The following is a 19,549-nucleotide window of genomic DNA, read 5'->3' on the forward strand; positions in this document are numbered from 1 at the left end:
GGCGTAGATGCGCTGACGCCGACGGTGGACATGCGGGCCCGCCTGGAGGGGCGCCTGCAGCGAGGAGGCTTCCGGCAGGGCGCCTTCGGCCCGGACTACGAGTTGGCGCGCTTCCAGGTGGCGGGCCCTGCCTCGGTACCGCTGGCGGAGGCGTCCTTCCCGGAAGGGGCTTCAGCCTACGGGGAAGTGATTCTCAGTTGGGACGCGGTGCGGCTGAGTGGCATGCGCCAACGACACCTCTTCCTCTCCCTGGGAGTGGAGGCCTTCTCCTGGGGCCGGGTGGACGTGGACGGGCGGGTGGAGGCGCAGCTCTTCCACCGCAACCTCACGGTGGGCGTCGGCGGACTGGCGACGGCCATGGGACAGCCGGGAGCGCGCTACCTCGTCTCGGGGGAGGCCCGGTGGCGCTTCCTGGGGGGCAACCTCTACGCGCTGGGGCAGGGCGGCACGCTGCTGTTTCCCACGCCGGAGGGGACGTTGCGGCCGGGAGTCTTCGCGGCCGTGGGGCTGGGGGTGGACAATGCGCGCTGAGCGACTGCCGTGCGGCGTGGTGGGCCTGGTGCTGGCCCTGGCCCTCCTGACGTCGGGGTGTGCCTCGCTGCCCTCACGGGCGGGCCCTGGAGGCACCCTGGCTGCCGTCTCGGGCGCGACACCCCTGGCGGCCTTGGGGCGCGGTGCCGTCGCGAGTCTCCCCGAGGATGATGCGCCCGAGGACTTCGACGCGGAGTCCGCGGACGGATCGCTTCTGCACCGCCGCCGGGCCACGCCCTCTCCCCCGAATCCCGGCGGAGGAGAAACGGCGCCCCTGCGAGTGGTGGGGGGCCTGGCAGGTGTGTGCGGGGACGTCCCCGCGGGCTGGCCGCACCTGGACTCGGAGGACGAGGTGCTGGCGCCCTTCCTGGCGTGCACCACGCCGGCGGCCTTCCTGGCCTTGCAGCGCCAGGCGGACATGCCCCGGCTGGTGGAGGCCCTCTCGGACTGGAACGCCGTCCGGCTGGGCGCCCTGGGGCCCCTGGAGGCTGAAGCTGCCGGCGTCCTCCTCAAGAAACGTGCGGCCTTCCTCGCCACCGCCGTCGAGAAGCACGGCCTGGCCAAGGCGGAAGTCCTCGCCCTCTTCGTCCTGCACACGTCCCACGACGACGAGGTGCGGCAGCTGCTGCGCCTGTTGGCCGAGGACAAACTGCTCAAGCGCGCCATGGGGGCCATGGAGGTGGTGCGCGAGGAGCTGAAGCAGCGGGGTCTGGCTCTGACCGACTTCCCGGAGAGGGACTTTCGCGCTGGCGACATTGCGCGTGGGCTGGGTCGGGCCGCAGATGACGTCGCAGCCTCCATTCCCCTCGTCGGTGGAAGCCGGAGCGTGGACGCGTCCACGCTGCCCCCGCAGCTCCCACCGCCCTACCAGGAAGCGTACCGGGAGGTGGAGAACGCCCAATTCCTGGGGGCCTTCGCGCCAAGCAACGTGGCCCTGGCGTCCTTCGACCACCTCACCTTCGGGGTGCCGCTGGGCTTCTACCACCTGGCGGCGGGGACGGCGCAGGGTGGGGCCTCTCTCGCCAAGGGGGAGTACGAGGAGGCCACGCGGCAGTTGGCGCCCGCGGCCCTCATGGTGGGGCTGTACGCGGGCGGGAAGGGGGCGCGTGCTCTCCGTGAAGCCGGCCTCTCCAGGCGGGAGAGGGCTCAGTTCCAGGCGGTGGTGCCCCGCGTGGAGGCGCTGAAGGCGGTGCTGGAGAGGTTGGAGGCACAGATAGGGGAGAGCGGCGTGGGAGAATTGGCCCGCTACCTCCAACAGAGCGGGGAGTCGGCCCGTCTGGTGGCGGAGTGGGGCGAAGCCGGCGCGCTAGCTCTTCACGAGGCGCGAGGCAACGTCGCTCAGGCACAGGCCACGTTGGCGGTGCGGTACCGCGAGCCCCCGAGTGCTGCGTCCACCGGCGGGGGCTCCGGGAGAAGGGGTGGGACTCGGCCCTTCGTGCCTCCCGAGGCGGCCGGAATCCCCGCGGAGGTGGCGGAGGCGAAGTTCAAGCAGTTGGAGGCGGAGTTCCCTGGAGAGCGCCTGTCGATGAACGCGGTGGAGCTGACGAGGCACCGCCAGGACCTGCGGAAGGCGGCTCCCGCCGAGGTCAAGGTGGAGCCACTCTGGGACGACTACGTGGCGTACCTGGAGACGAGGGCCGCGGAAATCAAGCAGGGGATTGCGGAGAAGGGCCCCCTGAAGTGGGCGGGCTACCGGCTCGTGCGCGACAGGTACGCCCGGGGCTTGGCCTTCGAGAGGATGATGGTCGCTCGCCTGGAGGCGGACGCGGTCCTGCCCCGGGCGCAGCGGCGGTGGCTCAAGGACTTCGACCAGCCGCGCATCGAGACGCACGTGGGGGTGGCGAAGGCGGACCTTCGCTTCGCGGATGTGCTCGTCATCGAAGAGGGGCGAGCGGCCGGCCCGACGCCTCGTGTGGAGACGTTCAGCTTCAAGAGTCGGGATCTCAAGCTGCTGGATAACGATGCGCTCGTCGCACAAATGACTACGGATGCGAGGAATGCGCTGAGGTATTACGGGGGGAAGCTGGAGGTGCTGCGGAAAGGGATACGACAGAGCGCCCAGGTCCAAAGGGTCCGGCTCGTATATGAGGGCGGAGGACTCAAGCCTAAGAAGGCAGAGACGTTGGAGGCAGCTATGGGCGAAGCACAGGACAAGGTCAGCGGGGTGGAGGTGGTGGTCCAATGAAAGTGCTGGATGCTCACGACCCAAGTGTCGACGACAACTTCCTGTTTTCGTTCGAAGGCGCCTTCGACCAGATGGCCGAGGTCGAGTGTGAGGTTGCTCCCTTTCTTCAGGCTCTCGTTGCCTTCGCTGGCAAGTGGATGCCGGACGTTGTTCGAGGAACGCGCAGGCGCAAATTCTCCCGCGAAAATGTTTGGGAATCTCTGAAGGAGCGCCGTGACGAGAACAGCACGTCCATTGGGCTCTTTCGTGCGCGCTCGCCTGAGTTGGATATGTCGCTCAGTCTTCGGTTTCCGCCGCTCGCTCCGAAGCTACGAATTTGGATCGATGTGAAGCCTCTTTCGCTCTTTTCTGAGGCAGAGGAGTGCAGGCTGTTCATCGAAATGGTCCGGGCATGGGCTATCCGCTACCCGACGCCGTATGCTTCGGCCCACAGCATGGCTGACCGTGAGCTGGCGGGCTTCCCTCATTTCGTCCGCGAAGCTGAGGTCTCTCGGAGGGATGGATTCGACAAGGTCTACGAGGTGTGTTGGCTGAACGTTTTCGGCCCGAAGCTGGTGAAGACGGTAGGTCGCGAGCGGATGCTCTCGACTCCTGCGCATCTCGTGGAGGAACTCCCCAACGGCTCCGTCCTCCTGGTGCTAAGTCCGACTGCTGCGGACTTCGCGAGCGACGAGGCGCGTGTGGCCCAGGCCCGTGCCCATGTCCACCTGCGGCCGGACCTCGACTTCGACACTGTGCTCCGCACGCTGCAGGAGAGGAGCGCCGCACTCGTATCCGTCGAGCCGCGCTTCCACCCCGACGTGGCGCCGTTCCTTTTGCGGCTGACGGACGAGTTCGCCATCAGCGAGCGGCAACGGAAGATTGCCGAGCTAAACGCCTTCCGGCCGCCGGTGCCGGAGGAGTGGCTCCCGGCCGGCCTGCCCTCAGATGTGGAGAATCAAGAGCGCGTCCGCAGCTACTACGGCGACCTGTCCGAGAGTCTCGTGGCTGCGCTGCATACCAAGGTGCCCAGCATCTTCGATGCGACACCTGAGTCCCTCACTGACCTCGACGTCTACTTCTGGCGGGAGAACTTCCCGGAGCGGTATGAGCGAGACCTCATCGACGAGCACACTGCTCCGGCTCTCGGGGCATTCCTGGGCGGCGTGCTGGTGCGGCTGGGGGGCACGTGGGTGCCGCGGCAAAAGCTGGAAGAGTCCCAGGTGCGTATTGGCAAGCGCGTCTGGCTGCCCTTCTTGCGCGCTCGCCGGTACATGCAGTCCCGCCAGTCGCTGCTGGACTATTCGCTCACGCAATTCTTCCACGAGGTGGAGCGGTACAGGCCCTGAGTGGCGGCTGGGCGGTGGGTGGATGCAGGAGCGGGAGGAACCAGGAGGCGCATCGATAGGCGCGCTTGGCGGCTTTCTTTCTGCACTCGCCTTAAGAGACGACGTTGTTCTGTTCCTAGCTGCGTGTTCCGGGGCATGGTGAGCACCGATTCCGGGCCAAGCCGAGCAGCGATTCCAGCGCAAGGTGAGCAACCGTTCCGGGCATGCCGAGCACTGATTCCGGGGATGCCGAGCAGGCATTCCGGGCATGCCGAGCACCGGTTCCGGTGAAGCCGAGCACCCGCGGAAAGGCGGGGGCGAGGCGGATAGGAGCGTTGACGGCACTGGGCAGCAGCAGGCCACTCCGCCCTCCCTTTTGGAGGTGGAGATGGCGGCACAGAGGCTGTCGATGCGGAAGCTGCGAGAGTTGTTTCGGTTGAGGTACGAGGCGAAGCTGACGACGCGGTCGATTGCGACCAGCCTGGGCATCGGCAACGGCACGGTGTGCGACTACCTGGGGCGGGCTCGGGCCGCGAAGCTGACGTGGCGGCTGGCGCGGGTGGGAGTGGCTCTTGGGGCCCGATGGGCTGGCGCTCGTTAATCTCCTGACCTGCATCGTAGTTGCCAGGGCTTGCGGCGCGTCCTGGCCATACCTGCCGGGGGGGGGGCGGCGAGGCGTCCTACTGCGACCGTTTCTCTGGCGCCCTGACACTTGTTATCGTTCGACTGAGAATGCGCAAGTCGCGACCCTCCATTCGGGACTACCGTGCGGTGTCGCAGTTCATTGGTGCGCTCGGCGAGATCTTCAGCGCTGACCACCGACCCAACGCTTCCCTTCGCCACCTGATGGAGTCCACGGGCTCGCTCATCGGGGCGAGTGCGCTGTGGTGGAGTATCGTGGGCGACCCTCCGCAGTCGCGCCATAACGCAGCCATCATCACCCACTCGTATGTGCACGGAGTAGACGAGCGCGCGCTCCTCCGCTGGCAAAGGGCTTACCTCGTCGAATCGGGCTATCGCCAGCACCCGATGTGGGGCCCCTTCGCCCGCAACGCCGGTCGCTTGAGGAGTGCGTGTCGCGAGGAACTGGTCTCCGACCAGGAGTGGTACTCTCACCCGCACGTCGCAGAATGGGGGCGTGGGATGGGCTACGACGACATTCTCGTGAGCGCCGTACCGCTCGGCGCCGGAGCCTCTGCCTACCTCGTAGCGACGCGCCCTTGGGGCGATAGGCGCTTTGGCGAGCGCGAGCGCGAACTGCTCGAGTTGCTATTCCGGAGTGCGTCGTGGTGCTACCGGAGCTGGCTGGAGCCGCAGCACGATACCCAGGGAGGACTGCGCCTGGATGGCGTCCGAAGCCACTTGCCACCGCGCCATCGCGCCATCCTTGAGCAGTTGCTTACTGGGCGCAGCGAGAAGCAGATCGCTGCGTCCACCGGCTTGAGCCTGCGCACGACGCACAAGTACATCGAGTACGTCTATCGCGCCTTCGCGGTGTCGAGCCGCGCCGAGCTAATGGCTCTCTGGATCAGGTAGGTTCCTTTCCGCCTGATTCCACCTGTGCTGTGCGGGGCCTTCATCGCCGCAGGGAGGTTGGCCTCGTCGTAGGGCAGGTGCCTTCCCGGGCAGGTTCCCTACCAAGTCAAATCGGCGAGCTTCGCGTCAGTACGCACGCCGTGCCGGCTCGCGTGGTTGTAGTAGCCCTCCATCACCATGTCTCTGACTGAAGGGGGGAACTCCCCGATTACACCGAACTCTTGAAGTGCGGCCTGTCCGAGACGCTGTACGTAGGGATAGCAATTCTCCGAACCGACGTGGCATATCTTGTTGTCGAGAATCCAGAACTTGGCGTGATTGTCTTTTTTTGTCCCGTCGTGCCATGCTTCCCGGCCGTCGCTGAATGCGATGGTCTTGAGAAAGACGCGCTCGTTCAGAATCTTCAGAGCGTGGTTCTTGGACGTTTGGAACTGAGCGTTCATCCGCTGCGACAGAAGGTTCAAGATCGTCTGTAGCTTGACGCCATGGCCATAACTGTGAGCACCGCCGGTCGGCGCAGACAAGATGATCTCGAGTGTAGCGCTGGTGTTTTTATGCAGGAATTCCGCGAAGTTGTCGATAAGAGGCAGGATGAACCAGGAGCCGCCACATCCAATCAGATCGAAAGGATAGTCCCTTGGCCTCCAGGTCTTGAAATCGACGGCACTCATATGAGGAGAGCCGAGGTCCTGCAGCGACATCTTGCAGCTTTGCTTCGCCTGCTTCAGACCCTCAACGAGGGCGATCATCATGGCGCCTTCGAGGACTCGAGGCGTGGTGTAAACCCCCCATCCGGGGCTCGCCACCCAAAGTGCTGGGAAGTGGCTGTCGACATCGGTTGAGGTATCGGCCGTGACGGCCTCAAATGACTCGCTGCGAGGTGGCGGCGCGCTTTCATCTATCTTCAATTCCGGGTTGAGGTAGTTGGAGTAGGTCGCGCCGCCCGGTGGCCGCCGATTATTGGCGCGGACGAAGTTCCAAAGGGCGTCAGCGAACCGGTGGCCGCCTCTCGCGATTCCCCCGTCGAAGCGCATGGAGATGTCGAAGACTGGATTCTTCGCGAGATAGTGGCCGTCCCACATGTTGTGGCCACCGGTGATGAGCACGCAGCCGTCTATGGCGATGAGCTTGGCGTGGTTCCATGAGGCTGACTCCCAGCGGAATTGTGCCAAGTAGACGTTCAGCTGCGAAGCTCGTGGCTTCGCCTGACGGATTCGGTCCGCCAACTGCTTGAGCATCATCCAGGTGTGCAGATTAGGGCCGCCGGCCTGGCGCCCTAGCAGGAACCGAACGGTCACGGGGCGCCCTGACACTGCGAGGGCGATCAATCCGTCCTCGACGTCCTTGCGGAAGTCCCCAGTCGGTTCGTCCATCGTGACGATGTCGATGTAGTGCGTCGCCTTTTCAATGCAGGCCTTCATGGACCGGGCCGGTTGAGACGAGTGTCCTCGGTCGGGAAACTCGCGATTGGGAGTGGTCCACCAACCGTGTGGCGTGTCGAAAAGGTATTTTTCCCATCCGCCGACAAAGGTGTCACCGGCTTGGCCAAACAAACGCTCACTGAATTGCGGCAGACGAGACTTCAAGGTCTCATGGAGGTGCGCGATGGTAAGCGACATTGCTTCACTCCTTATTTGTGGCACGAGTGCTGGGTTGCAGTTCTCGGTTCGGAGTGGAGCGAGAATCTCTCTCTGTTGGATTATCGGATAGGTAGCTAATCGGCTACTTGCGCACCCTCTGCCTCGCGACGTTCTTCATTCGAGACGTGGAGAGTGGGGGCTGGACCAGGCGCCTTACAAAGTTGAACCGGCCGCCGTGGACTTCGTGCTGAAGGGGGGCGGCGAGCTTGGCGCAGATGCGCATGCCGCGACGGTGCGCTCCGGCTTGCAGGCGCTCTTCGACGCTACCCCTCCGGAGAGGCAGAACGAACGTCGCCGGATATTCGATACGCGCCCGCGGGCTTGGCTGGAGACGCACTTCGATCCGCTAAGCGGCCGCCGCATGGGCGAGGACCAACTGCAGACCTGCTTCCTACGTTACGTGGACGCTCACCCGTCCGAGGTTCCTCGACTGAGCCGCTGGCCGAGAAATAGGCTACGAGGTTCTACGGGCCGCAGCATAGGGGGCGGCCAGCGTGAGAGGAAATCGTGAGCACTCAGTAGGGCATGGCCGAGTTTTCGCGCTCTCGGTTGACAAGTCGCTCGTTTTGGCATTCTGAAAGAGGGAAGAGGCGTAACCCTGGAAGGTACGACATCGAAATCCCTGAACTGTCAGACTGGCCTGCCCCGGGGTTCAACAGGACTTGTTAACCGCTCTCGGCCACTCTCTCCCCAGATTGGAAAGAAGAGAGCTTTCGACAGGCCATTTGGGGGCGAAGACGGGCGGGAGTCTCGCTCTGAGCGGCGGAGAGCGGAGAGTGCTCTCTACATCGCTGCGAGGAAAAATCCCTTGGGATTCAGGGATTTAAGCACGAAGGCCCCGCGATTTTCATCGCGAGGCCCGTGTTAACCAAGAAGGCTCAGCCAAGTTGCTTGAACCTTCAATCAGCTCCCCGACGTGGACTCGAACCACGGACATGGTGATTAACAGTCACCCGCTCTACCAGCTGAGCTATCGGGGAATATGTCCCGTCGCGGCGGTGCGTTGCCGTGACGGATGCGACTTCTAGAGAACCGAGCCTGCCCTGTCAACTGTCCTGTTCGATCCGATCTCCCGGCTTACCTCGCAGCCCTGGTCCACCCTCCAGGGACTGAGCCCTGTCGTGTCCGAAGCGCTTGCTCGCGTCCTCTCAGGCGACCCCGCCGAGCGCGTCCTCGACCGGACCCTGCGCTCCCATCGCGACCTGTCCCGCGAGGGCCGCCAGGCGCTGAAGGAGGCCGTCTTCAACGTGGGCCTCTGGCGCCGTCGCCTGGGGTTCCTCCTGGACTCGCCGGATCCGTCGCCCTCCCAGCTCCTCTTCGCGCTCCTGCATGGCCTCGTGGGCGTTCCCGCCTCGGAGGCCGCGTCCTGGGCGGGGCTGGAGGCTCCGGTGCCCTTGCGTACCGGTGCGCCTCCGTCGCTGGCGCTCCGGGCCTCGCTGCCGGACTGGCTCGCGGAGCACTTCGTCCGTGAGCTGGGGACGGAGGCGGAGGACTTCTGCGCCCACCTCAACGTTCCGGGCCCCATCACGCTCCGGGTGAACCCGGCCCGCATCTCCCGTGAGGCCCTGGCCGCGCGCCTGGCCTCCGAGGGCGTCACGACCCGCCCTGGAGCCTGGAGCCCGCTGGCCCTTCAGGTCGACGGGCCCCGGCCGAACCTCTACGCCCTGCCTTCCCTCCGTGAAGGCCTGCTCGAGGTCCAGGACGAAGGCAGCCAGCTCCTCGGGCTCCTCGTGGAGGCCCGGCCCGGGGAGACCGTGCTGGACCTTTGCGCTGGGGCAGGGGGCAAGACGCTCCAGCTGGGAGCGGCCATGAAGGACTCCGGCCGGCTGCTCGCCTATGACCCGGATGCGGAGCGGCTGGACCGACTCCAGCAGCGCGCCTCCCGGGCCGGGCTCAACCGCGTCCAGGTGCTCCGGACGCCTCCTTCACCGGGGCTGAATGCCGACCGCGTCCTCGCGGACGCGCCCTGCTCCGAGCTGGGCTCTCTGCGCCGGGGCCCGGACCTCCGCTTCCGGCTCACCCCGGACTCGCTCTCCCGGTACATCGCCATCCAGCGCGACATCCTGGCCCGCGCCGGGGACGTGGTGCGCCCCGGTGGCCGGGTCGTCTACGCGACCTGCACCGTCAACCGGGCGGAGAACCAGGACGTGGTCGCGGACTTCCTCCGCTCCCGCCCTGACTTCCGGGCCGTCACTCCGGGCGCCGGATGGCTTCCGGACGCGTGCCTCCAGGACGGCTTCCTCTTCGTCACTCCGCACCGCCACGGCACGGACGGGTTCTTCGCGGCGGTGCTCGAGCGCAGCGCGGAAGGGTAGGGCGGCCTGGCGCCAAACCTGTCCGACAGTCGGACAGGTTTCCAGTGACGGCCGGGCGGACGAGCGCTCCACGGGGCCTCGTTCCTCCGTCCTGCGGTACTCAACGCTTCGGGCCCGGGCCTCCCTGAAACACCGTGTCGCCCCGGCACCGGGTGCTATGAAGCGCTGCGTGCGTTGGCTCAAGCCCCTTCCGCTCCGTCCCCGCGACACGGTGCAGGTCGTCGCCCCCGCGGGCCCCTTCGAACAGGCCCCCTTCGAGGCAGGCCTGCGCATCCTCTCCGAGCGCTACTCCCCGGTGGTCCGGCCCGATATCGGCGCCTCGCACCGCTACCTCGCCGGGGATGACGCCCGTCGCCAGGAGGAGCTGTCGCATGCGTTCCTCGACCGCGCCTCCCGCGCCATCTTCTGCGCCCGGGGCGGCTATGGCAGCTCTCGCCTGTTGCCGGAGCTGCCCATCGACAAGGCCGGCCCCGTCGCCTTCACCGGCTTCTCCGACCTGACGTCCATCCACTGCGCGCTCCAGGCCCTGGGCCGCGTCTCCATCCACGCGCCCGTCCTCACGCAGCTCGGCCGCCAGTCCACCCAGGTCCACGACTACTTCTTCCGCCTGCTCGAATCCGCGGAGGCCCCACCGCCCCTCACCGGCAACGCCACCTACGTCCCCGGCACCGCCGAGGGCGTTCTCGTGGGCGGCAACCTGTCCGTCTTCTCCCGGCTCCTGGGCACGCCGTACATGCCGCCGCTCGATGGCGCCGTGCTCCTCCTGGAGGACGTCACCGAGCGCCCCTACCGCATCGACCGCATGTGGACCCATCTGCGGCTCGCCGGTGTCTTCTCCCGCGTGCGCGGCATCGTGCTGGGTGACTTCACCGCCTGCGAGGAGAAGGACGCGAACTACTCCAGCGCGGACGTGCTCCGTGAGCTGGCGCGCGACGCGAAGGTGCCCTGCGCCGCGGGCTTCCCCATCGGCCATGGCGCCATCAACTACCCCGTGGCCCTGGGCACCCACGTGCGCCTGGACGCGGACGCCGCGCGCCTCACCTTCCTTGAAGGCGCGGTGAGCCCCGGATGAGCCAGCACCCCATCGCCAACCTCCAGGCCGTACTCGACGACGGCGTAGAGCTGGGCATCTTCCCCGCCGCCCAGGCCGTGGTGCTCCACAAGGGCATGCAGGTCTTCGGCGGCGTCGCTGGCAACGTGAAGGGCGACACGCGCTTCGACCTCGCGTCCCTCACCAAGGCCATGTCCACCACCGCGCTCTTCCTGCGCCTGTGGACCGAGGGCAAGGTGGGCCCGGACACGCTCGTGTCCCGCTATTTCCCCGGCTCGCCCGCGGGCGACGCGGGCGTCACCGTCGCGGACCTGCTCTACCACCGCTCCGGATTGCCGGCCTTCGTCCCGTTCTTCGCGGACGCGCTCAAGGCCCACCCGGAGCTGCTCGACGCCGGCTGCCCTGCCTCCGTCCGCGCGCAGGTCCACGCGGACGTCCTGCATTCCGCCGCCGCCACGCCGCTCGATGCGCCCGTGCGCACGAAGTCCGTGTACAGCGACGTGGGCTTCATCCTCCTGGGCGACATCCTCGCCCGCGCCGGTGGCGCCCCGCTGGACGTGCTCTTCCACCGCCACGTCGCGGAGCCGCTGGACCTGAAGGCCCGCTTCCACCGCCTCTCCGACTTCCCCGTCGACGGCGCCACCGCGCCCACCGGCGCCATGCGCCCGCGCGAGCCCGCTCCCGGCCAGGAGTCGCTGTGGAAGGACGTGCCGTCGCAGCCGTCCCGCCCCGCGGAGGTGGATGACGACAACGCCTGGGTGCTGGACGGCGTCGCCGGACATGCGGGCCTCTTCGGCACCGCCGTGGACGTGGCCCGCTTCGGCCAGGCCGTGCTGGAGGGCGCCGCGGGCACGCATGCCGCGATTGCTCCGGGGCCCTTGTGGCACCGCGCGCTCGCCACCGACCCGCTGGTCGCGGGCAGCACCCGCTCCATGGGCTTCGACTCTCCGTCGAAAGGCCATTCCAGCGCGGGCCGCTTCATTGGCGACACGCCTCCGGGCGCGGTGGGCCACCTGGGCTTCACCGGCACCAGCCTCTGGGTGGACCTGAGGCGGTCGCTCGTCGTCGCGCTCATCACCAACCGCGTGGCCCAGGGCCGTCAGGACCTGCGCATCCGCGACTTCCGCCCCGCCTTCCACGAGCTCGTCGTGGAGGCGCTCGACCTCCACGTCCTCCCCTGAGGAAACCGCAGCATGGCTGACGACAACGGCAACGTCCTGGACTCACTCGACCCGCGGTCCGTGCGCCGCATCCACCTGGTGGGCGTGGCCGGCACCGGCATGGGCTCCTTCGCCGGCATGCTCAAGGCCGCCGGCTACGAGGTCACCGGCAGCGACGAGAACGTCTACCCGCCCATGAGCGACATGCTCCGCACGTGGGGCATCCCCGTCAGCACGCCGTACGCGCCCGCCAACCTGGACTCGGCGAAGCCGGACCTGGTCATCATCGGCAACGTCATCCGCCGGGTGAACCCGGAGGCCACCGCCGTGCGCGAGCGAGGCCTCAAGCAGATGAGCTTCCCCGCCGCGCTGGGCACGCTCTTCCTGGACCGCTCGCACTCCGTCGTCGTCGCCGGCACGCACGGCAAGACGACGACGTCCTCGCTCATGGCCCACGTGCTGGTGGCCGCGGGCAAGGACCCCAGCTTCCTCGTGGGCGGCGTCACCCAGAACTACGCGGGCAACTACCGCGTGGGGAAGGGCCCGCACTTCGTCGTGGAAGGCGACGAGTACGACACCGCCTACTGGGACAAGGGCTCCAAGTTCCTCCACTACCGGCCGCGCACCGCCATCGTCACCAGCGTGGAGTTCGACCACGCGGACATCTTCCGCGACCTGCCCCACTACGAGGCCACGTTCGAGAAGTTCGTGCGCCTGGTGCCCAAGGACGGCCAGCTGGTCGTCTGCGCCGCGTACCCCAACGCCGTGCGCATCGCGCGTGAAGGCACCGCGCCCGTCAGCACCTACGTGGCCAAGGAGGGCGCGGACGCGGACTACACGCCGAAGAACCTCTCCTTCGGTCCCGAGGGCGCCCGCTTCAACGTCGTGGAGAAGGGCCAGGACCTGGGCACCGTGACGCTGCCCATGTCCGGCGCGCACAACGTGGAGAACGCGCTCGCGGTCATCGCCGCCGCGCGCGGCCTGGGCCTCACCTTCGCTGAAATCCAGCAGGGCCTGTCCACCTTCCAGGGCGTGAAGCGCCGACAGGAGGTGCGCGCGGAGGTGGACGGCGTGCTCGTGGTGGACGACTTCGCGCACCACCCCACCGCCGTGCGCGAGACCATCGCCGCCATCCACCACCGCTACCCGGACCGGCGCCTGTGGGCCATCTTCGAGCCGCGCTCCAACACCAGCCGTCGCAACATCCACCAGGAGGACTACGCGCACGCCTTCCCCGGCGCCACGCGCGCCAGCCTCAAGGTGCCCGAGCGCCACGACAAGGTGCCCGAGGGCGAGGAACTCAACGTCCCCAAGCTCATCGAAGCGCTCAAGGTCCAGGGCATCGCCGCGGATGGCGCCACCGACGTGCAGACGCTGGTGGACCGCGTCGCTTCCGAGGCGAAGTCCGGCGACGTGCTGCTCGTCATGAGCAACGGCTCCTTCGGAGGCTTCATCGACAAGCTGCTCACCGCCCTGAAGGCCCGGGCGGGGAAGGGGACCTGAAGCCATGCGCCGCCCGTTCCTTCTCTCGCTGGGGGCCCTGACGTTCGCCATGGGCTGTGCCGCGCCGTCGGCTTCGTCCCTGCCACCGCTCACGGACCGGACCGGTGACGGTCCGCGCTCCAGCAGCTCCGCCCTGGAGTCGTCGAACAAGGGCCCGGGCCAGCCGCTGGCCTTCCAGGTGAAGCGCTACCCGGACAACAGCCCGTATGACTTGAAGAGCGACCGCGGACAGGTCGTCCTCCTGGACGTGTGGGCCACGTGGTGCGAGCCCTGCAAGGACGCGCTGCCCATGTACGCGCAGCTGCAGAAGGAGTACGGCTCGCGCGGCTTCAAGGCCTACGCCCTCAACGTGGACGAGGACGTGCGCGCCATTCCTGCCTTCCTGGAGGAGGCGAAGGTGGAGCTGCCCATCCTCCTGGACGCCAACGCGCTGGTGTCCGAGCGCCTGCTGAAGGTGCGGCTGATGCCCACCACCTTCATCATTGATCGCAAGGGCGTCATCCGGCACGTGCACGAGGGCTTCGCCGAGGAGTTCCTCCAGAAGTTCCAGACGGAAATCGAGCAGCTGCTCGCCGAGCCCGCCTCCTAGCGCGCACCCGAGGAAAACGCATCCATGGCCCACGAACCGGAAACGCCCGCCGCGCTGCGCCGCACCGCGGAGGAGGGCGCCCGCATGGCCGGCGGCATCCTCCGCGAGCGCTTCCCTCAGCACCGCACCATCGAGTTCAAGGGCGGCATCGACCTCGTCACGGACGCGGACCGCGCCTCCGAGGCCGCGCTCCTGGACTTCCTGCGCCAGCGCCACCCGCACCACGCCATCCTCGCGGAGGAGAGCGGGGCCACGCAGGGCACGGACACGTTCCGGTGGATCGTGGATCCGCTGGACGGCACCACCAACTACTCGCACCAGGTGCCGCACTTCTGCGTCAGCGTGGCGGTGGAGGGCCCGGAGGGCACCGTGGCGGGCGCCGTCTACGACCCCATGCGCGACGAGCTCTTCTCCGCCGCGAAGGGGGAGGGCGCCACGCTCAACGGCGTGCCCCTGAAGGCCAGCCCCACGGCCACGCTGGAGCGGGCGCTCCTGTGCACGGGCTTCCCCTACGACGTGCGCGAGCGCCCGGACCTGCCCGTGGGCCTCTTCAGCCAGCTCATCCTCCTGGCGCAGGGCATGCGCCGCACCGGCAGCGCCGCGCTGGACCTGGCGTACGTCGCGGCCGGCCGCTTCGACGGCTACTTCGAGTTCGGCCTCAAGCCGTGGGACATCGCCGCGGGCGGCCTGCTGGTGGCGGAGGCCGGCGGCGTCATCGTGCACATCGACGGGCGGCCCTTCGACGTGCTCAAGGGCGACGTGCTGGCGAGCGGCGCGAACCTGGCGCCCCAGCTCATGACCCAGGCGAAGCGCTTCCTGGATGAAATCGGCTGGACGTCGCGCGACTAGAAGAAGCTCTCCGGCACGAAGACGATGTCGCCGGCCTGGAGCAGGAAGTTGCGCTCGCGGCCCACGCCAATGTCCTCCACGGGCACGCGAATCTTGCGCTCCTGCCCGTCCACCACGCGCGTGACGAGCGTGTTGTTCTTCGCCGCCAGCTTGGTGAAGCCACCGGCCAGCGTAATCGCCTGGATGATGGAGACCTCGCCGGTGACGGGGAAGGTGCCGGGCTTCTGCACTTCCCCGAAGACGAAGATCTTCTGCGAGTTGTACTCCCGCACCAGCACGGACACCTGCGGGCGGCGCAGGTAGCGCGCCAGACAGTCGCGCAGCGCGTCCGCCGCGGCGCTGGCGGTGAGGCCGGACAGCGACACCTTGCCGCACAGCGGATAGTCGATGGTGCCTTCCGGCGACACGCGCCAGGTGCCGGAGTGCTCGGGCTCCTGGAAGACGCGCACCTCCACCACGTCCCCGGGGCCCAGGTTGCCGCCGGACGTCGCCGCGGCCTCCGTGGCCGAGGCGGGCGTGGGCGGAGGGGGCGCCGGGCGCGTGTCCGCGTGACACGCCGCCAACACCGCGAGGAGGACCGGCAGGACGAAGCGGGGCCGCGAGGGACGCATGGGCGCGGAAGGCCTCAGTAGGAGACGGACACCCGCGCGTAGCCTTCGTGGCGGGTGTAGTTGAGGCCGGCGGCGCCCAGCGACGAGGAGCGGGTGCCCAGCATGTAGCCCACCGCGCCCACCAGCCACGGGCGGATTTGATACTCCGGCCCCAGGTCCAGCGTCACCAGCGTGTCGCCACGGCTGCCCGCGAAGGAGAGGAAGTCCAGCGCGCCCGTGGCGTGCAGCGCGAGCCGGCTGCCCATGACGGAGCGTCCTTCCGCGTAGACGCGGTCGTCGCGGAAGGTGCCGTAGGCGGCCACCGGTTCGAAGGCGCGCAGGTAGCCGCCCTTCACGGTGAGCGACGGGCCCAGGAGGTACGTGCCCTCCACCTGGCCCACCATGGTGCCGCCGCCGCTCGAGCCCAGGTTCTGGCCCCAGCCGGCCTTCGCCGTCAGGGTAATCCGCGGGGAGATCAGGCCGGACACGCCCGCCATGGCGTGCAGGATGGCCGCGCTGGGCGTGGTGGTGTCGTTGAAGTAGCCCCGGTACTCCAGGCCCGTGTCCACCACCACCGCCGTCTTGGGCAGGAAGCGCCAGCGGCCCTCCGCGCCCAGGCGCAGGTTGCCGTAGTTGAACTGGCTGGCGGCGAGCGGATCACACGCGGCGTCGGTGCAACCGATGGGCGTCATGCCGCCCAGGGGCTCGAAGAACTCCATCGCGTACGCCAGCGACGGGGTGACTTCCAGCGCGCCGCCGCCGGGCTTCCACTGCGCCTTCACGCGCGCCTCGTTGAAGAGGCTGAGGATGCCCGCGCCCAGCGCCGCCGTGCGCGTGCGGTCCGAGCGCGACAGCTCGTCGCCCACCTCCACGGACAGCTCGCTCTCCTGGTTGAACCGCAGCGCCAGGTCCGCGGCGCCCTCCAGGTGCGACGCCGCGCCGGAGCCCGCGGTGATGAGGCCCGTGTAGGCCACGTAGTCCAGGTTGCCGCGCAGCGCGATGGCCAGCTTGGGGGACGGCACGTCCAGCATCAGCCCGGGGCGCACGTGCAGCGCCAGCTCCCCGGACAAATCCGGGGACAGGGGGCCCGTGCCCGCCTCTCGGAAGTAGCCCACGCCGCTGTCCAGCCGCGTCTCCAGCTCCAGCGTCGGGTGCAGCCGCCCGTTGCCCACCTTCAGGCCATTGCCGCCCGGGGGCCGCCCGCTCCCGAAAGCCTGCGCGGACGCCGTCGCCGGCAGGAGCGCCGCGAGCGCCAGGGCCCCAAGGGTCAGACGGAATGTCCCAGGCTGCTTCATGGTGTCAGAGGCGCTTCAGGCGATGAGACGGCGGGCATAGCACGCGGGTTCCCGCGCCGGAACAAACGGTCCAGGGCCGAGACCGCGAGGGTTGGGAGGAGGCCAGGCACTCAGTCCACGGGGCTCGCGGGAGGCGGCCGGACAATCAGGTCCGGGGGCGGCGGGGGCCGCGTGGGGTCACCCCCAGGCAGGTTGTCGGGCTCCTCGACCTCCACGAAGAGGTTCTCGTCGGTGCGGAAGGCGAGCTGGCCGATGCACTCCTCGGCCTCCGAGCGGAGCTGGCCCACCTTCTGCTGGGCGATCATCACCTTGGTGAACTCGTGCTCGCCGGGCGCCGCCTCGCTCTTGCTGACGGCCTCCTGGAGGGCCACGTCGGCCTGCTCGGAGATGCGCAGGAGGCCCTTGATCTGCGTCAGCTTCTCGTTGGCGCAGTTGAGCTTCACCACGTCCTTGGTGCGCCGCGCCTCTTCCACCTTCTCGAACACCTGGCGGAGCGATTCGCGCATGCCGCCCAGCGCCTGCGTGCTGCGCTCCAGCTTCTGGCTGTCCGGCACGTCACCGGCCTTGTCCAGCGCGGGCGGCGCGGGGCGCGGCGGCGACGCGGGCGACTGCGCGAGCGCCATCCCGGAGGTGACGAGTCCTCCCACGACGGCGAGCATTCCCAGGGTGCGCATGCGCCTCACGAGTCCTTCCGGCCCTTCCCAAGCTCCGAGAGTCGAGCCTAGGAGTGAGGGGGAGGGGTGTCAACGCAATGCCCCATCGCCCCGGAGTCCGGCTTTCCGGCGCCGGGTGTCAGTCCTGAGGGGCCAGGCGGGCGTTGGCCTCGCGCAGGCGGGCGGACAGGCTGCGCGCGATGTTCACGACGATGAAGGTGAAGCCGTCCGCGTGCGCCAGCCGGAAGGTCCGTAAATCCTGCGCGGTGAGCTGGAGCAGCTCCACCTCGCCCAGGGCGCGCACGGTGGCGGAGCGGTGGTCCTTGTCGATGAGGCCCATCTCCCCGAAGAACTCCGGCGGGCCCAGGACGGTGAGGGGCTTCACCCCGTTGCCCGCCCCCCGGCGCACCACCTCCACCTGGCCGCGCACGATGACGAAGAGGCTGTCACCCAGGTCGCCCTCCTCGAACACCACCTCGCCGTGCGCGTAGCGGTACAACCGTGCCAGCTCCGCCAGCCGCGCGAGCTCGGCGGGAGCCAGCATCTCGAAGAGGGGGGATGTGGCGATGACAGCCAGCTTCTCCATGTGCTCCCCGCGGGTCCGGTGCCTCCGGAAGGTCCGGACGGTCGAGCCTATTCCCCTGGCGAGAAGATGAACGGGTAGCTGACGGGGACGTCGTCACTCGGTTTGAAAGGGAACGTCCAGGCACGCATGGTGGTCTTGATGCAGTTGATGACCTCGTCCGAGCGCAGGGTGGACTCCTCCACCTCCACGTTGCTGACGCGGCCCTGCGGCGTCAGGTCGAAGCGGATCATCACCTTGCCCTTGAGGGAGGGGTCGCGCTTGAGGCCGTTCTCGTAGCAGCGCTGGATGGAGGCCTTCCGGCTCTGGATGTGGCGGGCCAACTCCTTGGGCTTGACCTCGGAGCTGTCCACTTCCGGCACCGAGTCCGCGACCTGGGGCACCTTGACGGCCTGCTTCTGGCCGGTGTTCACGGAGCCCGCGCCGGACGTCTGTGTCGCGCCGATGCCCGCCATCTTGCCGCCGGTGTCCCCCTGCGGGTTGGCGATGCCGTTGCCGCCGCCGGAGCCCGCAGTGAGCGCGCTACCCGCCGTCGCGCCCGCGAGCGCATCCGCCACGTTGGCGCCGCTGCCGGAGCTCCCGAGCACGTCCGCGATGGCATCCCCGCCGCCGGGGCCCTTGCCGCCCAGCAGCTTGAGGAGGCCGGTGCCCGCGACCCTGGCCTCGACCTGTTGCCGGCGCTCCTCGCTGTTTGCGGGGGCGGGCGTCGGGTCCGTGGAGGCGGGCTTCTTCTGGGCCGTCTTCGGCTCTTCCTGCTTCTTCTCGGGGCCGGGGGCGTCCTTGGGCTTCTCGTCCTTCTTGGGGGGCTGGGGCGGGATGATGGCGCGCACGAAGCGGTCTTCCAGCTGGTCCAGCTCCACCTCCGCCTCCACCGGCGCGGGCTGGGCGACGATGAGCGCCACGCTCAGCACGTAGAGCACCAGCATCGACAGGAGGATGCCGAAGAAGACGCGGTCCACCGTGCGCCACGGGCTGGCCTTCAGCTCCGGGGGCAGGGTGGGCTTGGAGCCCTCCGCGGGCGCGGGGATGAAGTGGAAGAAGAGCGTGGCGTCCGGCAGGTCCACCTTGCCGCGGGCGCTCTCCTGCAGGGGCAGGTCGAAGGTGTCGTCCGCGCGGCGCGTGGCGAGTCCCTGGGAGCGCAGCGCGTCGAAGTCCACGTCCGACGAGCCCAGGTTGACGCGGCCCTGCATGTGCTCGTCGATGATGAGGTGGAACTGCTGGCCGCGGTTCTCCAGCACCTTGAAGCGCGGCGGGCGCGCCTCGGAGGGGGGCATGACGATGGTGTTACGGGCGTCATCGCCAATGGTGACGGAGTCGTGGAGCAGGTGGTGCTCTTCGACGATGCGCCCGTCCTGGATGACGCCGACGCGCAGCAACTTGGGGCGGGTTTGAAGGGCCATGGAACTAGAACGGGTCCTGCTGCACGCTCTGGACCACCTTGGGCACGAAGCTCTCCGTGCGGTTCAGGTCGTCGAAGCTCGGCTTGGAGCGGTCGAGGAAATAGAAGGCTTCCGGCTTCTGGATGCGCCCCTCGACCTGGATGGCCTCCAGGCGGATGGCCTTGACCGGCTTCTTCGTCGCCGAGGCCTGGGGCGCTGGCGTCGCGCTGGCCGCCGCCTTCTTCGTGGACGCGGAGTCCTCCGCCCAGGACGGACCGGAGACTGCGAAGAGCAGCAGGAAGAGGGCGGGGCGCATGGCGGAAGGTCGTCGCTACTGGACGTCTTGGGACACCTTACCCGAGGCGCCCGGCCGCGTGGCAGGG

17 protein-coding genes, 1 tRNA gene and 1 pseudogene are annotated in these 19,549 nt (G+C 68.4%); 11 read left to right on the forward strand and 8 right to left on the reverse strand.

Annotated features, from left to right (window positions below):
- The 5 genes and pseudogenes from D7V80_RS31820 to D7V80_RS31840 form a co-directional block, all read left to right on the forward strand.
- Positions 1–531 (forward strand): annotated as a pseudogene (locus D7V80_RS31820) (hypothetical protein); the annotation flags it as partial.
- Positions 521–2,716 carry a hypothetical protein gene (locus D7V80_RS31825; protein ID WP_120591701.1) on the forward strand — a complete coding sequence of 732 codons (2,196 nt, stop codon included), beginning with the start codon at positions 521–523 and terminating at the stop codon, positions 2,714–2,716. The pseudogene D7V80_RS31820 and the gene D7V80_RS31825, both read left to right, overlap by 11 nt.
- Positions 2,713–4,044 (forward strand): hypothetical protein, encoded by a 1,332-nt coding sequence (locus D7V80_RS31830; RefSeq protein ID WP_120591702.1) that lies wholly within the window; start codon positions 2,713–2,715, stop codon positions 4,042–4,044. The genes D7V80_RS31825 and D7V80_RS31830 overlap by 4 nt, the downstream gene beginning before the upstream one ends.
- 367 nt (positions 4,045–4,411) lie before the next feature.
- On the forward strand, positions 4,412–4,624 hold the full coding sequence (locus D7V80_RS41530; RefSeq protein ID WP_147447275.1) for a hypothetical protein: 213 nt from the start codon (positions 4,412–4,414) through the stop codon (positions 4,622–4,624).
- Between the two features lie 131 nt (positions 4,625–4,755).
- The gene (locus D7V80_RS31840) at positions 4,756–5,559 is read left to right on the forward strand and encodes a LuxR C-terminal-related transcriptional regulator (RefSeq protein ID WP_120591704.1); all 804 of its coding nucleotides are present in this window, start codon (positions 4,756–4,758) and stop codon (positions 5,557–5,559) included.
- 98 nt (positions 5,560–5,657) lie between these two features.
- On the opposite strand, the gene D7V80_RS31845 is transcribed toward D7V80_RS31840, so the two are convergent.
- Entirely contained in the window at positions 5,658–7,178 is a 1,521-nt protein-coding gene (locus D7V80_RS31845; protein WP_120591705.1) for a phospholipase D-like domain-containing protein, read from the reverse strand.
- 928 nt (positions 7,179–8,106) lie between these two features.
- Positions 8,107–8,179 (reverse strand) — tRNA-Asn (locus D7V80_RS31850).
- A gap of 141 nt (positions 8,180–8,320) precedes the next feature.
- Here D7V80_RS31850 and D7V80_RS31855 point away from each other — a divergent pair.
- From D7V80_RS31855 to D7V80_RS31880, 6 genes are all read left to right on the forward strand, one after another.
- Positions 8,321–9,514, forward strand: a complete 1,194-nt coding sequence (locus D7V80_RS31855) for an RsmB/NOP family class I SAM-dependent RNA methyltransferase (protein WP_199738906.1) — start codon at positions 8,321–8,323, stop codon at positions 9,512–9,514.
- Positions 9,515–9,671: 157 nt separating this feature from the next.
- Positions 9,672–10,586 (forward strand): LD-carboxypeptidase, encoded by a 915-nt coding sequence (locus D7V80_RS31860; RefSeq protein WP_120591707.1) that lies wholly within the window; start codon positions 9,672–9,674, stop codon positions 10,584–10,586.
- The gene (locus D7V80_RS31865) at positions 10,583–11,746 is read left to right on the forward strand and encodes a serine hydrolase (protein WP_120591708.1); all 1,164 of its coding nucleotides are present in this window, start codon (positions 10,583–10,585) and stop codon (positions 11,744–11,746) included. Before D7V80_RS31860 ends, D7V80_RS31865 begins: the two co-directional genes overlap by 4 nt.
- Before the next feature lie 12 nt (positions 11,747–11,758).
- Complete coding sequence (gene mpl, locus D7V80_RS31870) at positions 11,759–13,228, forward strand: UDP-N-acetylmuramate:L-alanyl-gamma-D-glutamyl-meso-diaminopimelate ligase (RefSeq protein WP_120591709.1); 1,470 nt, start codon at positions 11,759–11,761, stop codon at positions 13,226–13,228.
- 4 nt (positions 13,229–13,232) lie between these two features.
- Complete coding sequence (locus tag D7V80_RS31875; protein WP_120591710.1) at positions 13,233–13,817, forward strand: TlpA disulfide reductase family protein; 585 nt, start codon at positions 13,233–13,235, stop codon at positions 13,815–13,817.
- Positions 13,818–13,841: 24 nt separating this feature from the next.
- Entirely contained in the window at positions 13,842–14,666 is an 825-nt protein-coding gene (locus D7V80_RS31880) for an inositol monophosphatase family protein (protein WP_120591711.1), read from the forward strand.
- Here D7V80_RS31880 and D7V80_RS31885 read toward each other — a convergent pair.
- From D7V80_RS31885 to D7V80_RS31910, 6 genes are all read right to left on the reverse strand, one after another.
- A complete protein-coding gene (locus tag D7V80_RS31885; protein ID WP_120591712.1) occupies positions 14,663–15,277 on the reverse strand; it encodes a polysaccharide biosynthesis/export family protein in 615 nt (204 codons plus the stop codon). The genes D7V80_RS31880 and D7V80_RS31885 overlap by 4 nt on opposite strands.
- Before the next feature lie 14 nt (positions 15,278–15,291).
- A complete protein-coding gene (locus D7V80_RS31890) occupies positions 15,292–16,551 on the reverse strand; it encodes a hypothetical protein (protein ID WP_120591713.1) in 1,260 nt (419 codons plus the stop codon).
- Positions 16,552–16,661: 110 nt separating this feature from the next.
- A complete protein-coding gene (locus tag D7V80_RS31895; protein ID WP_120591714.1) occupies positions 16,662–17,225 on the reverse strand; it encodes a hypothetical protein in 564 nt (187 codons plus the stop codon).
- Between the two features lie 118 nt (positions 17,226–17,343).
- Positions 17,344–17,790: a cyclic nucleotide-binding domain-containing protein gene (locus D7V80_RS31900; RefSeq protein WP_014394787.1), complete on the reverse strand. Its 447-nt coding sequence runs from the start codon at positions 17,788–17,790 to the stop codon at positions 17,344–17,346.
- Positions 17,791–17,837: 47 nt separating this feature from the next.
- Complete coding sequence (locus D7V80_RS31905; protein WP_120591715.1) at positions 17,838–19,187, reverse strand: TonB family protein; 1,350 nt, start codon at positions 19,185–19,187, stop codon at positions 17,838–17,840.
- Between the two features lie 4 nt (positions 19,188–19,191).
- The gene (locus D7V80_RS31910; RefSeq protein WP_120591716.1) at positions 19,192–19,482 is read right to left on the reverse strand and encodes a hypothetical protein; all 291 of its coding nucleotides are present in this window, start codon (positions 19,480–19,482) and stop codon (positions 19,192–19,194) included.
- Positions 19,483–19,549 lie beyond the last annotated feature (67 nt).

It is taken from the genome of Corallococcus sp. CA054B (assembly GCF_003611625.1).
GTDB lineage: Bacteria > Myxococcota > Myxococcia > Myxococcales > Myxococcaceae > Corallococcus > Corallococcus coralloides.

Bases quoted from the DNA above. Each gene is read 5' to 3' on its own strand.
- D7V80_RS31825 (WP_120591701.1), top strand. From the start codon at position 521: ATGCGCGCTGAGCGACTGCCGTGCGGCGTGGTGGGCCTGGTGCTGGCC.
- D7V80_RS31830 (WP_120591702.1), top strand. From the start codon at position 2,713: ATGAAAGTGCTGGATGCTCACGACCCAAGTGTCGACGACAACTTCCTG.
- D7V80_RS41530 (WP_147447275.1), top strand. From the start codon at position 4,412: ATGGCGGCACAGAGGCTGTCGATGCGGAAGCTGCGAGAGTTGTTTCGG.
- D7V80_RS31840 (WP_120591704.1), top strand. From the start codon at position 4,756: ATGCGCAAGTCGCGACCCTCCATTCGGGACTACCGTGCGGTGTCGCAG.
- D7V80_RS31845 (WP_120591705.1), bottom strand. From the start codon at position 7,178: ATGTCGCTTACCATCGCGCACCTCCATGAGACCTTGAAGTCTCGTCTG.
- D7V80_RS31860 (WP_120591707.1), top strand. From the start codon at position 9,672: ATGAAGCGCTGCGTGCGTTGGCTCAAGCCCCTTCCGCTCCGTCCCCGC.
- D7V80_RS31865 (WP_120591708.1), top strand. From the start codon at position 10,583: ATGAGCCAGCACCCCATCGCCAACCTCCAGGCCGTACTCGACGACGGC.
- mpl (WP_120591709.1), top strand. From the start codon at position 11,759: ATGGCTGACGACAACGGCAACGTCCTGGACTCACTCGACCCGCGGTCC.
- D7V80_RS31875 (WP_120591710.1), top strand. From the start codon at position 13,233: ATGCGCCGCCCGTTCCTTCTCTCGCTGGGGGCCCTGACGTTCGCCATG.
- D7V80_RS31880 (WP_120591711.1), top strand. From the start codon at position 13,842: ATGGCCCACGAACCGGAAACGCCCGCCGCGCTGCGCCGCACCGCGGAG.
- D7V80_RS31885 (WP_120591712.1), bottom strand. From the start codon at position 15,277: ATGCGTCCCTCGCGGCCCCGCTTCGTCCTGCCGGTCCTCCTCGCGGTG.
- D7V80_RS31890 (WP_120591713.1), bottom strand. From the start codon at position 16,551: ATGAAGCAGCCTGGGACATTCCGTCTGACCCTTGGGGCCCTGGCGCTC.
- D7V80_RS31895 (WP_120591714.1), bottom strand. From the start codon at position 17,225: ATGCGCACCCTGGGAATGCTCGCCGTCGTGGGAGGACTCGTCACCTCC.
- D7V80_RS31900 (WP_014394787.1), bottom strand. From the start codon at position 17,790: ATGGAGAAGCTGGCTGTCATCGCCACATCCCCCCTCTTCGAGATGCTG.
- D7V80_RS31905 (WP_120591715.1), bottom strand. From the start codon at position 19,187: ATGGCCCTTCAAACCCGCCCCAAGTTGCTGCGCGTCGGCGTCATCCAG.
- D7V80_RS31910 (WP_120591716.1), bottom strand. From the start codon at position 19,482: ATGCGCCCCGCCCTCTTCCTGCTGCTCTTCGCAGTCTCCGGTCCGTCC.